General features: G+C 71.4%; 11 protein-coding genes and 1 pseudogene. All 12 read left to right on the top strand.

The window, feature by feature from the left end; all coding sequences use genetic code 11:
* Positions 1-421 (top strand): SagB/ThcOx family dehydrogenase (locus AB0M52_RS20025; RefSeq protein WP_363955630.1); only part of this gene is annotated, 421 nt, incomplete at its 5' end.
* Between the two features lie 38 nt (positions 422-459).
* On the top strand, positions 460-1,494 hold the full coding sequence (locus AB0M52_RS20020; protein ID WP_363955627.1) for a TauD/TfdA family dioxygenase: 1,035 nt from the start codon (positions 460-462) through the stop codon (positions 1,492-1,494).
* A complete protein-coding gene (locus tag AB0M52_RS20015) occupies positions 1,491-2,804 on the top strand; it encodes a hypothetical protein (protein WP_363955625.1) in 1,314 nt (437 codons plus the stop codon). Before AB0M52_RS20020 ends, AB0M52_RS20015 begins: the two co-directional genes overlap by 4 nt.
* A gap of 12 nt (positions 2,805-2,816) precedes the next feature.
* Positions 2,817-3,017 (top strand): annotated as a pseudogene (locus tag AB0M52_RS20010) (MbtH family NRPS accessory protein); the annotation flags it as partial.
* Positions 3,018-3,477: 460 nt separating this feature from the next.
* Positions 3,478-4,653 (top strand): glycosyltransferase family 9 protein, encoded by a 1,176-nt coding sequence (locus AB0M52_RS20005; RefSeq protein WP_363955622.1) that lies wholly within the window; start codon positions 3,478-3,480, stop codon positions 4,651-4,653.
* Positions 4,650-5,804 (top strand): DegT/DnrJ/EryC1/StrS family aminotransferase, encoded by a 1,155-nt coding sequence (locus AB0M52_RS20000; protein ID WP_363955619.1) that lies wholly within the window; start codon positions 4,650-4,652, stop codon positions 5,802-5,804. The genes AB0M52_RS20005 and AB0M52_RS20000 overlap by 4 nt, the downstream gene beginning before the upstream one ends.
* A gap of 14 nt (positions 5,805-5,818) precedes the next feature.
* Complete coding sequence (locus AB0M52_RS19995; protein ID WP_363955616.1) at positions 5,819-6,766, top strand: aspartyl/asparaginyl beta-hydroxylase domain-containing protein; 948 nt, start codon at positions 5,819-5,821, stop codon at positions 6,764-6,766.
* Entirely contained in the window at positions 6,763-7,041 is a 279-nt protein-coding gene (locus AB0M52_RS19990; RefSeq protein WP_363955614.1) for a phosphopantetheine-binding protein, read from the top strand. Before AB0M52_RS19995 ends, AB0M52_RS19990 begins: the two co-directional genes overlap by 4 nt.
* Positions 7,029-8,321 carry an ankyrin repeat domain-containing protein gene (locus tag AB0M52_RS19985; protein WP_363955611.1) on the top strand — a complete coding sequence of 431 codons (1,293 nt, stop codon included), beginning with the start codon at positions 7,029-7,031 and terminating at the stop codon, positions 8,319-8,321. The genes AB0M52_RS19990 and AB0M52_RS19985 overlap by 13 nt, the downstream gene beginning before the upstream one ends.
* On the top strand, positions 8,321-9,781 hold the full coding sequence (locus AB0M52_RS19980) for a PfkB family carbohydrate kinase (RefSeq protein WP_363955608.1): 1,461 nt from the start codon (positions 8,321-8,323) through the stop codon (positions 9,779-9,781). Before AB0M52_RS19985 ends, AB0M52_RS19980 begins: the two co-directional genes overlap by 1 nt.
* Positions 9,782-9,843: 62 nt before the next feature.
* A complete protein-coding gene (locus AB0M52_RS19975; protein ID WP_363955605.1) occupies positions 9,844-10,095 on the top strand; it encodes a phosphopantetheine-binding protein in 252 nt (83 codons plus the stop codon).
* A gap of 108 nt (positions 10,096-10,203) precedes the next feature.
* The coding region (locus AB0M52_RS19970; RefSeq protein ID WP_363955602.1) for an amino acid adenylation domain-containing protein at positions 10,204-13,201 on the top strand (2,998 nt) is incomplete at its 3' end.

The raw sequence follows: 13,201 nt of genomic DNA, 5'->3' as shown, positions 1-13,201 counted from the left end.
GCACGAGTTGACCGTCGTCAACCCGGGCGGTGAGATCGGCGACGAGGCCCATGCGTGGGTCAACCGGCCGGCCGTGCGCACCTCGTCATTCGCGGTGTACCTGGTGGCTGCCCGCGACGCCGTCGAACCGATGTACGGCACTCGGGCCCGTGACTACTGCCTGATCGAAGCCGGCGCGATCCTGCAGACCCTGATGGCCGTCGCCGCCGGGGCCGGCCTCGGCCTGTGTCCGGTCGGCGAGGTCGATCCCGATGTCGCCGGCACCATGCTGCGGCTGTCCGACCACCACGAGCTGCTGCACACGATCCTCGGCGGATCACCGGATCCGGACCACCACGCTGCCCGCGACCGCGAGGCGCGGATGCTGCGACGCCTCGACGGAGTCTTCCGGACAGCACCGGTGCCGGACGGTGGGGCGTGACGGGTCAGTTCGGTTTTCGTGGCGGCCGTCGCAGGCCGGTGAGTGCCGCGACGGCCCACTGGGTGCAGCCCAGCGGCGCGCTCGACTTCCCGTACGAGGTACACCCGACCGAGGAGGTGGACCTCGCCGGATGGGTCGACGAGCACCCTGGCGTCGTCGACGGTTGGCTCGCCCGGCACGGCGCCGTCCTGTTCACCGGGTTCGCCGTCGACCTGGTCACGTTCAGTCGGGTGGCGACATCCGTGGGCGGTGCCGCCCTGCCCTACCGGGAACGGACCACGCCGCGCAGCGAACTGACCCCCGGTGTCTACACCTCGACCGAGTACCCGCCGGACCAGCGCATCCCGCTGCACAACGAGAACGCCTACCAGCGCTGCTTTCCCACCCGGTTGGTGTTCTGCTGCCTCGATGCGCCGCACTCGGGTGGCACCACCCCGGTCGCCGACTGCCGTCGGGTCCTCGCCCGCCTGGCACCGGCCACCGTGGCGGGCTTCCGCGACCGCGGCGTGCGTTACCTGCGCAGCTTCGGTGATGGGGCCGGCCTGTCCTGGCCGGAGGCGTTCGGCACGGCGAACCGGGACCAGGTCGAGGCGTACTGCCGCCAGGAGGCGATCGATCTGCATTGGCGCGGTGCCGGCGGGCTGCATACCGCCCAGGTGCGTCCGGCGTTGCTGCGCCATCCGCACCACCGGCAGGAGGTGTGGTTCAACCACGTCAACCTGTTCCACGTCTCGGCTCTGGACCGTTCGCTGGCCGACGCGTTGACCGCGCAACTCGGTCCGGACGGGATGCCGCTCAACGTCACGTACGGCGACGGCACCCCCATCCCCGCCGACCTGGTCGCGGAGATCCGTGCCGCGTACGACGCCGAGGCGGTGGCGGTCGCCTGGCGTCCCGGTGACGTGCTCGTCGTCGACAACCTGCTGGTCGCGCACGGGCGGGAGCCGTTCACCGGGCCGCGGCGGATCGTGGTGAGCATGGCCGGGCGCCACTGCCACGACCTCGGTGCGCTACCGAATCCGTCGGCCGCGTCGCCGCCGGCGACGGCAGACGCCGGAGGTGCCGACCGATGAGTCAGGTGGCCACCGCCGGGCGGCATCCCGTGGTGCTGCCGATGACCGCCACCCAGCGCGAGCTGTGGCACAGTCGACATGACATCGGGCCGTGCCCCGTGCACACCAGGGCGCTGCGGCTCACCGGCACGGTCGACGACACCCGGCTCGCCGCGTCGGCACGACAGGTCGTCGCCGCCTTCGACGTGCTGCGAGCCGGATTCGTGACCGAACCGGGCGAGGAGCCCGTCGTGCAACCGGCGAGCCCCCGGGTGCAACAGACCACGGTCGACGGCGACGGCACCTGCCTCGACGTGCTGGACAACCATCGACGCTCCGCGGGCCACCACTGCGCGCCGTCGGTGGTGCTCAGCGTGGTCCGTACCGCTCCCGCCGAGGTCGTGCTGGCGGTGAGCGGCCATCCTCTCCTGGTCGACCTGCGGTCGCTCTACCTGCTCCTCGGTGCGGTCATGCAGCACTACCTCGGCCGGTTCCGCCCGGACGAGTATCCGACGTTCACCCAGGCCGCGGCGGCCTGCGCCGAACTCGCCGGTCAGCACGGCGGGCGGATCGCCTGGTGGTCACGGCAGCTGGACCGGTGGCCGCGGCCCGTCGACGGGCCGGCGGTGCGAGTGCGGCACCAGGCGCAGCTGAGCATGACCCGATCCCGCTGGCAGCGGCTGTGCCAGGTCAGCGCGCACGCCGGCAACGCCGGCCCGCTCGCCATCGTGGCGCTGCTGACCTGGTGGGGCCAGCACACCGAGCCTGCCCGGCGACCGGTCTTCCAGACCACGTTTGACCTGCGTGACTACGCCGGCCTCGGCCCCGTGATCGGGCCGTTCACCGACCGTCTGGTGTTCGCTGTCGACACCACCGACCTGACCACGATGACCTTCCAGGACCTCGTCCGAAGGGTGCACGCCGGCCTGCTGGACTCGGTGGTCCGGTACGTCCCGTACGGCGTGCTGCGCCGGCTCGCGACCGAACGGGCGCCCGGAGGACTGCCCGGGGAAGTTCTGATCAACTACTGCCGGACACCCCCCACCAGCGACACCACCCGGGGCGAACGGACTCTGGCGCGACACGGACTGTCGATCGAACTCTTCCGGGAGTCGGATCTTGCCCTGCGCGGCGCCGGCGCCCACCCGGGACGGGCCGCCATCGAGTTGGAACTGGCCGAACACCGTGACGGTGAGGCACTTCTGGTGCGCGCCGATCCGGCCCGGTTCCCGCCGCATCGGGTGGACGCGCTCGTGCGGGGGCTCGACCGCCAGATCGACCAGGTGACCGCACGGCCGAGCATCCGCCTTGCCGACCTGCCCGCCGACTGAGAGGAACACACGATGTCCGACGACAGCGACGACCCGGTCGAGGTCTACCGGGTGGTGCTCAACCACGAGGAGCAGTACTCGATCTGGCCCGCCGACCGGGACCTGCCCCCGGGTTGGCGGGACGAGGGCACCGTCGGACCGAAAGCCGACTGCCTGGCCCACATCGATCAGGTGTGGACCGACATGCGCCCGCTGAGCCTGCGGCAGTACATGGAACGCATGGCGAACGAGCCGGTCACCGAGGAGGCCGAGCCGCTGGACGACGAGGAACCACTCGTCGACCGGCTGTCCCGAGGCGACCACCCGGTGGAGGTCGTCATCCGCCCCGAACGGACCGGCCCGGCGCTGCGCGAGGCGATCGAGCGCGGATATGTCTTCATCCGCTTCACCAACACCCGGGGCGGCACGGAGCTGGGCGTGCGGATCGACGCCACGGCCAGCAGCGTCGACGGCGCGGACTTCGACACCGCCACCGGCCCGGTCCACCTGGCCGGCGACCTCACCCTCGACTTCGTGCCGGTGCGCTGCATCGCGGACGTGGATCTGGCCACCATGAGCGGCACGGGACGTCTCGTCGTCGGCGAGCCGGCCACATGAGGCGACAGCATCGGCGGGTCTTGCGGCGCGGGCCGGCCGTGCCCGACGGTCGGGCGGCGCGCGGCGAGGCGCCGGGATGAGCCACCAGGTGGGCGAGGCGCGCCGTACGGAACCGGCCGTACGGCGGGTCTGCCTGCTCGCCCAGCTCTGGGAACCCGGCCTCGGTGACCTGCTGCACCGCAACATCCTGCTGCACCTGCTTCGCCGGGCGTACCCCGACGCGACGGTCACCTTCGTGCTGCCCAGCGCCGCCGCCGGCCGGTTCGCCGAGTTCCTCGCCCACCACACGTACGCCGATCTCGTCATGATCTGCCCCGCGCACGACGACACGAGCGTGGCCTCGACCGAGGAGTTCCTCGGGCGGCTGCGGGCTGGCGCCCACGACCTGTGCGTGGTGGATCCCGACAGCCGGACCCTGGGCGGCAGCGCCGCCGAGCAGGCCGGCGTCGCCCGGCGGCTGGGGTTCGCGGTCGGGTACACCGGCAGCGCCGGCCTGACCGACGTCATCCGCCTGCCCCGTCCCGTGTTCGGCCAGCCGGACCTGTACGACTACGCACGGGGGCTCGCGGCGACGCTGGGTGTCGCGCTGACCGGGCCGGCCGACGTGCTCCCGCCGCTGCCGTTCCGACCGGAGCCGGTGCCCCCCACACCCGGTCCGGTCGTCGGGTTGCACCCCGGCGGGGCCCGACACTGGAACCGCCGATGGCCGCAGGACCGCTACGTCGAGCTGGCCCGGCGGCTGGCCGGGACGGTCGGCACGATCCTGCTGGTGGGTGACGCCGACGAGGCGGACGAGTTGGACCTGCTCCGGACCCGCATCGGTCAGGTGGGTCCGGCGACCCGGGTACGTGTGGTCGCCGGGGCGACGCTGAACACCCTGGCCACCATGTTGGACAGCGTGGACGTCCTCGTCGGTAGTGATTCGGCTCCGGCCCATCTCGCCGCCGCGCTGCGACGTCAGACGGTGGTCCTCTACGGGCCCACCCCGACCGAGTTCCTGTGGACCCGCATCTACCCCCGGCATCACGGCGTCAACCACCGCTACCCGTGCCAGACGATCAGGAACCTGCCGCGCGGCGCCGGCACCACGACGATGCCCTGCGTTCATGCCTGCCACTACCCGTACGCGGGGGTGGACGGCCCCTATCCCCGCTGCCTGAGCGACATCTCCGTCGACGAGGTGTACCAGTCGGTGCGGGCACGCCTGCCCGGGCAGGTGGCGGCGGGCGGCAGGATCAGGAGCCTGTCATGATCAACGTGTTCCAGCCGACCCTCGGCGACGAGGAGGTCGCCGCTGTCCGTGAGGTGTTCGCCAGCGGCTGGCTGGGCCGGGGACGGCGTACGGAGACCTTCGAGGCGGCGTTCGCCGACCATCTCGGCGTGCCCGCCGACGAGGTCCGATCGGTGAACTCGTGTACCGAGGGACTGTTCGTGGCCATGGAGGTGCTCGGGGTGGGCCCCGGTGACGAGGTCGTGCTGCCGAGCGTCAGTTTCGTCGGGGCGGCCAACGCCATCGCCGCCCGGGGTGCCACCCCGGTCTTCTGCGACGTCGACCCCACGACCCTCAATCCGAGCGTCGGGCACGTCGACGCCGCCCTGACGGCGCGGACGGTGGGCGTGCTCGTGCTGCACTACGGCGGCTACCCCGGCGACGTCGTCGCCATCTCCCGGCTGTGCCGCGAGCGTGGACTGTTTCTGGTGGAGGATGCCGCGTGCGCGGTCGCGTCATCCGTCGACGGCCGGGCCTGCGGCACCTTCGGGGACATCGGCGTGTGGAGCTTCGACGCCATGAAGACACTGGTCACCGGCGACGGCGGAATGATGTGGCTGCGCGATGCGGCGCTGGCCCGGCAGGTCGGCACGACAACCTACCTCGGGATGCGGCAGACCGCGGGCTTCACCCAGGCCGGCGGCGACGCGACCCGCTGGTGGGAGTTCGAGGTGGAGTCGTTCAGCCGCCGGTCCATCACCAACGACATCTGCGCCGCGATTGGACTTGTCCAACTACGCAGGCTGCCCGCCTTCATCAGCCGGCGACGTGCCGTCACCGAGGAGTACGACGCACAGTTCGCCGATCTCGGGTTGCTGCGGCATCCACCCGCGCTGCCCGCCGGGCACCGCACGTCGTACACCTTCTACTGGATCGGGCTGCCTACGGGTGCCCGCGACGAGGTGGCGCGACGGCTGTACGACGCCGGCATCTACACCACGTTTCGGTACCTTCCGCTGCACACCGTGGCGGCGTACGGCTACCAAGGGCCCCGGCTGGCCGGCGCGGAGCAGGCCGCCCGGGAGACCCTGTGCCTGCCGTTGCACCAGGGACTGGACGATCACGCCGTGCGGAAAGTCATCGACAACGTCCGCGCCGCGACGCGCGCCATCAGCGCGCCGAGGCCGGCGTGAGGGAGGTCAACGAGATGACGACGGCCGACCCGCAGATCACGATGGAACTGCGTCGACGCTACGCGGCGCTGATCGACGCCATGCTCCGCGAGGATCGACCCGATCTGGTCCGGGCGACCGCAGAACTCGCGGTGGGGCAGGGCGTGTGGGCGGACCCGCTGCAGCGCCCGGTCGACTACCTGCCCGACGGCAGTGACCAGCCGGTCTACGATCCGGACGATTTCTGGTTCGTCGCCCACCTCGAAGCCAGCTATCCGGCGATCTCGGCCGAGGTGGAGTCGGTGATGGCCAACGGACGCACCGGCTTCGCCCCGGTCGACGAGCCGTTGCTGGGTTCCGGAGGCTGGGAGCAGGTGGTGCTTTACGAGGCCGGTCGGCGTCAGGAACAGGCCTGCGCGCTGTTCCCGGCGACCGCCGCCGCAGTGGCGCAGATCCCGGAGGCGACCACGTTCGGCCCCGGCGTGGCGACCCTGTCCTGGCTGGAGCCCGGCAGCCACGTGTTGCCGCACTGCGGGCGGACCAACGCCCAACTGCGGGTGCACCTCGGCCTGCGCACCCCGCCCGGACCGGTGATCCGGGTCGGCAACGAGCGGCTGACCTGGCAGGAGGGTCGCTGCATCGTCTTCGACGACTCGTTCGAACACGAGGTCTGGCACACCGGCACCGAGCCGCGGCTGGTCCTGCTGCTCGACGTCATGTATCCGGGCCTGAGCCCGGCCGGGCGGGTCCGGACACTTGCCCGGCGAGCGACCGCCGCCGAGCAGATCGCCGCGTTCCTGGCCGAGCACGACCTCGATCGGGTCGAGACCGACGAACGCGGGGTGGTGATGCGGCCGGCACCCGGCACCGAGGCCCTCGTCCGCCGCTACCTCAGCGAGACCGGGGCCAGCGCGGTGGAGCGACGGGGGCGTGCCCTCTCGTTCGCATATCCGGGATCCGCCGCACCAGGGCAGGAACCGTGACCGCAGCACAGGTGTCACCGCCCGACGTGGAGGCCGTGGTCCGGGCGGCCTGGCAGGAGGTCTTCGACACTCCGCACCTCGCCGACGACGCGGACTTCTTCTCCCTCGGAGGCAGCTCACTGCACGCGGTGCGGATCATCGCCCGGGTCGGTGAGGATCTCGACCTGGACGTGTCCGTACGGGCGATCCTGGAAACCCGCACCATTCGTGCGATGGTCATCTGGGTGCGGGCTGCGCTCGCCGACGCCGGGGACGGTGACCGATGCGATTCCTGACCCGCGACGCCACGGCACCGGAGCTGTTGCGGGCCTGCGTCGACAACCACGTCGAATGGCTGCGCCAGATTGCCGTCGCCGGCGGCGGGAAGATCGTCGCCGAGGCGGGGCTGATCCGGGCGGTAACCTCGCAACCGGCGAGGGAGGTCACCGTCGCCGTCACCGACCCCGGCGGCGCGGACCTGCGGGCACGGGTCCACGACATCGTCGAGGACTGCCGCACCAGCGATGTCGACCTGCTCAGCTTCTGGGCCATGTCTGAGCCGTACGACGCGCGACTCGGGTCGTGGCTGGCGGCGCGGGGGCTGCGGCAGGGCGGACGACCACGTTGGATGCTGCTCGACCTTGCCGGCGTCGAGCCGCCCCCGACGCGTGCCGAGCTCGATGCCGTCGTCACGATGTCGGTGCCCGACCGGTTCGACGACTGGAGCGTTCCTGAGCTGCTCTGCTACCACCCGGACTCCTGGCGGATCCGTCAGGCGATGATCCAGACGCAGCCTCGTCGGGTCTGGCATGTGGTGATGTGGCAGGAGGGCCGACCGATCGGCCAGGTGTCGATCTGTGCCAGCGGCAACGGCGAGGGTGGTGGTGTGGTCGGTCTGCATGATCTGCTCATCGTGCCGGCCAGCCGGACACCCGGCCCCGGCCTGGACCGGATCGGATGGCTGCTCCGGTTCCTGCTTGATCTCGGCTGCCGCTACGTCGTGGCCAACGCGGCCGCCGAGTCCGCCGCGCTCTACCGGATGTTCGGCTTCCGGCCCCTGGGCTTCGGCCAGACCTGGTGGGCCGCTCGGCATCTGCTGGCCAGCCGGCCCTCCGAGCAGCAGATCGCGCTGGCCGAGGCGATCGGCGAGGGCCACCTTGATGGCCTCGCGACGATGCGTCCCGGCACCGATCTGCTCAACAGGCCGCTTGCCAATGGAATGACCCCGCTGCGGCTGGCCGCCGAGGCCGGTCAGGCGGGCGTGGCGCGCTGGCTGGTCACACACGGCGCGGAACCCGATCTGCTGTGGTTCTGGGTGCTCGGCTGGCACGACGAGGCACGGCAACTGCTGCACCGGGATCCGCAGCTGGTGCACGCCCGGCGGCCGTCGAGCGGCAAGACGCTGCTGCATGTCGCCGTGGAACGTGACGATCCCACCCTGGCCGAGACGCTGCTGCACGCCGGTGCGGATCGTGCCGCCCGCGATGACAGGTTCCACGCCACACCGTTGGACTGGGCGGTCGAACTGCGCCGCCCGCGGATCGCGGCCCTGCTGCGCCGCTGGGAGGTCCGGTAGTGGCCGACCATTCAGCGGATCTCACCGCTCTGGTCCGGACCGCCGCTGACCGAACGATCGCGGTGGTCGGCGAGGCCGTCGTCGACGTCTACGTTCGCGGTGTCGCGCGCGGATTGTGCCGGGAGGCGCCCGTGCCCGCCCTGGCCGTGCAGGCGGAGCAGGCCGAGCCGGGAGGTGCCGCGAACCTCGCGGCGAACATCAGTGCGCTGGGGGCACGCCCCCGACTCGTCGCCGAGGTGGCTGGCCACGGGGCGGGTGCGATGCTGCGCGCCGGGTTGGGGGCGGCCGGTGTGCCGCTGACCTGGCTGGTGGACACGGACCGGCCGACCGTGGTCAAGAAGCGCATCAGCGTCGGGGGGCACACCCTGCTCCGGCTCGACGAGGGGCTCGAACCGCGGCCCAACCTGGCCGCGGCGGGAACGACGTTGGTGGCAGCCGCGCAATCGGCGATCGAAACCGCGGACGCCGTCGTCATCAGCGACTACGACCACGGCACGCTCGGCAACCCGGAGCAGATGTTCGCCGGGGCCGGCGACCTGGTGCTCGTCGTCGACGCCAGACACCCCCACCGGTACGCCGGGTTGCGGCCGACCGCGGTGACACCGAACTACGCGGAGGCCGTGACGGCTCTGGGCCTGACCGCGCTCGACGACGGCGCCCAGCGGCTCGAACAACTCCGGGACAAAGGGCCGGATCTGCTCGGCCGTACCGGCGCCGGATGCGTCGTGGTGACCCTGGCCTCGCTCGGCGCCATGGTGTTCGAGCCAAACCGGAGGCCGTACCACAGCCGGGCTCCGCAGCGGGTCCCCGGCGAGTCGATCGGTGCCGGCGACGCGTTCGCGGCGGCCTTTGTGCTTGCCCTGGCGTCGGGCGCGGATCCGCCCGTGGCCACGGAGCTTGCGACCCAGGCCGCGACCACGGCGGTCGCGGCGTCTGCGGGAACGGCCGTCGTCGATCGCGTCAGCCTGATGGCCCGGTGGCACCAGCCCACCAAGCTGCTGACGCCCGACGAACTCGGGCAGTGGGTCGCCGCCACCCGCCGCGCCGGTTGTCGCATCGTGTTCACCAACGGCTGCTTCGACCTGCTCCATGAGGGACACGTGACGTTCCTGAGCCAGGCCAGAGCCTTGGGGGAGGTGCTCCTGGTCGCGGTCAACGACGACGCGAGCGTACGTGCACTCAAAGGGGCCCAGCGCCCGGTCGTCCCGCTCGCCGGGCGGTTGCGGATGCTGTCGGCGTTGAGCTGTGTGGACGGCGTCTTCGGGTTCGCCGCAACGACGGCGACCGAGCTGATCCGGCGGGTACGTCCGGACATCTACGCCAAGGGCGGCGACTACCGGGACAGCCGGTTACCCGAGTCAGCCGTTCTGGCTGAACTCGGGATCGAGGTCCGTGTGCTGGACTACCTTCCAGAACGCTCGACAACGAGCATCATCGATCGTGTCCGGGCGCTGGGTTGAGCGCCAGCGCGCCACTACCGAAGCGGGCCAACGTGGGTGCGAGCCGAGTAAGCGAAGAGGCGATGATCGCCGTGCTGGTCGACGCGTTCGAGGAGATCGGCGCGGCCGACCGTACGGCCCTCGGGCCGGCCTGCCGGATCGGTGATCTTGAGTTCGACTCGCTGGACGCCGCGGAGATCTTCAACAAGGTCTCGGTCGCCTTCGACACGGATATCGAGCCACGCCAGGTGCGCAACAACTGGTCGGACCTGACGATCGCCGGACTGGCCGCGCACTTCGTGGAAGTGATCGACCAACATCGACGATTGGTCTAGTCCGGGTCGGCACGCGCGGCTGTATCTGGGAAACCGGATGTTTGGCTAGGTTGGCCGTGTCGGCCGTCACCGCACCGCCTACGCCAGAGCATCCGAGGAGGTCTACTCATGACGCTTCCCGGCACGGCCGGCATCCCGCCACGGACAACGGACCCGAACCACCCGGCCCGCAGGCATTCCTGGAACGACACCGACCGGCCCTACCCCGTCGGACTCACCATGCACGAGCTGGTCCACCGACAGGCACTGCGACATCCCGACGCGATCGCCGTCCGCCACACCAGCACCACATTGACCTACGCCGGCCTCGAACGCCGCGCCGACGCCTGGCGCCGCCGACTGCACGCCCACGGCGTCGGACCCGGCGACCGTGTCGGAATCCACCTCGACCGCAACGCCGAACTCGTGGCGGCGCTGCTCGGCGTCCTCAGCTCCGGCGCGGCCTACGTGCCGCTGGACCCGGCCTATCCCGACGACCGGCTGGCGTTCATGACCGCCGACGCCGGCGTCTGCGCCATCGTCTCCACCGACGAGCGGCTGGCCAGGGTCCTGCCGGGCACGCCCCTCCTGCACCCCAACGCCACACCACCGGCACGGCACCACCCATCGGCGCCCACCCAGATCACCGCCGAGAGCCCCGCCTACGTGCTGTACACCTCCGGATCGACCGGGCGGCCCAAGGGCGTCACCCTCACCCACGCCAACGCCGTGGACCTGCTCCACTGGTCGGCCGAGACGTTCGGCGACGACCTGCGTCAGGTCCTCGCCTCGACGTCCATCTGCTTCGACTGCTCGATCCTCGAGATCTTCGGGCCGCTGGCCTGGGGCGGCACCACCGTCGTCGTCGACAGCGTCATGGACGTCGCGACCCGCCCGGAGGCGTCCGGGGTACGCCTGCTGCACAGCGTGCCTTCGGTCATCGAGGAACTGCTGCGGTCCGACCGGCTACCGCCGGCCGTACGCACCGCGATCGTCGGGGGAGAGGCGCTCTGGGCGAACCTCGTCGACAAGGTGTACGCCCGCAGCGCCATCACCCGGCTGGTGAACCTGTACGGGCCCACCGAGTGCACGAGCTACGCCACCATGGCCATCGCCAGGCCCGAGAGCGGTGACACGCCGCCCATCGGCCGACCGATCGCGAACACCCGCATCTACCTGATCGACAGCGGCCTGCAGGCGACCGAGCCGGGCGAGCCGGCCGAGATCTGCATCGCCGGTACCGGCGTGGCATCGGGATACCTGGGCCGGCCGGCACTGACCGCGCAGCGGTTCCTGCCGGAGGCGTTCAGCGGTCGACCAGGAGAGCGGATGTACCGCACCGGGGACCTCGGACGCATCGACGACAACGGCGAGTTGTACTTCCTGGGCCGCATCGACGACCAGGTCAAGGTCCGCGGCGTCCGGGTGGAACCGGTCGAGGTGGAACAGGCACTGCTCGGACACCCGCACGTGCACGAGGCCGTGGTGCTCGCCGCACCGGATCCCATCCAGGGGCTCGCGCTGACCGCGTACGTCGTGGCCGACCTCGACCTGTCCACCGGACCGGGACAGCTGCGCTCCTACCTGCGGGACCGCCTGCCGACCCCGCTGCGGCCGAGCGCATACGTCTTCATGCAGCGCCTGCCCCGCGCACCGAACGGCAAGATCGACCGTCGTCGCCTTCCCGCCGCCGCGCCAACCGTGCCCTGCGCCTCGGCCGTCTCCCCGGCGCCACCGTCCGGGCTGGCGGGGCTGCTCGCCGGGTACTGGGCCGAAGAGATCGGCATCGCTGCCGTCGACGTCGACGCCGAGGTGTTCGACCTCGGCGCGCACTCCCTGCCGGCCCTGCGGGTGCGGGCCCGGACGGCACAGGCGCTCGGCGAGGAACTACCGCTGCGGCTGTTCTTCGAACAACCCACGGTGGCGACGCAGGCTGCGGCGATCAGCCGGATCCTCGGACCGAGACTGCGCCTACCCGACGGCCCCCCGACCCCGTCCTCGACAAAAGCGAGTGCCGCAACCAGGGGTCGCCTGTCGCCGACCCAGGCGGCGATCCTGAGCCGCGCCCAGGCCCGCCCGGACGGCCAGCACGTCGCCGTGCCACTGGTGGTCCGTCTCGCCGGCGACATCAACCCCACCGCGCTGCGGCACGCGCTGCGTACCCTGCAGCGGCGGCACCACCTGCTCACCGACGTTCTCCGCGGCACCGCCGACGGCACCGTGACCTGGCAGCCCGGACAACCACAACCCGTGCCCCTCGTCGATCTGACAGGCTGCCCCGTGGACCGCCGGTCGCACCTCGCCCGCACGGCCGTAGAGCGCCTGCTGCGCCGGCCGTGGCGGCTCGAACGGGAACCGCCACTGCGCTGTGCCATCATCCGGATGGCCGACGACGAGCACGTCCTCTGCGTCGCACTGCACGCCATCGCCGCCGACGCCTGGACCGTCGAGACCGTCAGCCACCAGATCCTCGCCCTCTACGCCGGGGCCATCCACGGGCGTCGAGCCGACGACGAAGGCGACGGCTTCGCCCAGTACCAAGAGGTGGCCGACGAGCGCCGCGCGCTCCTGGAGAGCCCAGTGGGCGAACGCCAGCGCCGCCACTGGCAACGTCGGCTGCGCGGCCTCGCGCCGCTGAGGCTGACCAGCGACAGCCAACGGACCGCGGATCCGGGGTCGAGCACCCAGACCGTCTGCACGATCCCGGCACCGATCGTCGAATCTCTCCAGCGCGCGGCCAGGACCGAAGGGGCGACACCGTTCATGGCCCTGCTCGCCGCGTTCGCCATGGTCCTGCACCACCGCTCGGGACAGGACGACATCGCGATCGGTTGCCCCACATCCGGGCGACTACGCCCGGAACTGGCCACCGTCGTCGGCCCCTGCATGGACGCCATCGTCATACGCGCCGACCTGACCGGCCGCCCCACCTTCCGCGCCCTGCTGCGCCGGCTACGCGAGCAGGCGCTGGAGGCATACGCCAACGCCGACGTGCCGTTCGTCGAGTTGGCGGCGACGGCACCGGCGGATTCGAGCCGACATCCACTGTTTCAGGCGAGCATCGTCATGCAGCAGCGACCATCACTTCTCGACCCCTCCTACAGCGCGGAACTGGCGTGGCGTCACC

The organism is Micromonospora sp. NPDC051296, assembly GCF_040682255.1.
Lineage (GTDB): Bacteria > Actinomycetota > Actinomycetes > Mycobacteriales > Micromonosporaceae > Micromonospora > Micromonospora craterilacus.
The sequence above is the reverse complement of the archived record's forward strand: the minus strand, read 5'-3'. Positions and strand labels throughout refer to the sequence as shown.

What these genes read in the sequence shown, in the direction of transcription:
- AB0M52_RS20015 (WP_363955625.1), top strand. Translation starts at nt 1,491, where the DNA reads ATGAGTCAGGTGGCCACCGCCGGGCGGCATCCCGTGGTGCTGCCGATG.
- AB0M52_RS20005 (WP_363955622.1), top strand. Translation starts at nt 3,478, where the DNA reads ATGAGCCACCAGGTGGGCGAGGCGCGCCGTACGGAACCGGCCGTACGG.
- AB0M52_RS20000 (WP_363955619.1), top strand. Translation starts at nt 4,650, where the DNA reads ATGATCAACGTGTTCCAGCCGACCCTCGGCGACGAGGAGGTCGCCGCT.
- AB0M52_RS19995 (WP_363955616.1), top strand. Translation starts at nt 5,819, where the DNA reads ATGACGACGGCCGACCCGCAGATCACGATGGAACTGCGTCGACGCTAC.
- AB0M52_RS19985 (WP_363955611.1), top strand. Translation starts at nt 7,029, where the DNA reads ATGCGATTCCTGACCCGCGACGCCACGGCACCGGAGCTGTTGCGGGCC.
- AB0M52_RS19975 (WP_363955605.1), top strand. Translation starts at nt 9,844, where the DNA reads ATGATCGCCGTGCTGGTCGACGCGTTCGAGGAGATCGGCGCGGCCGAC.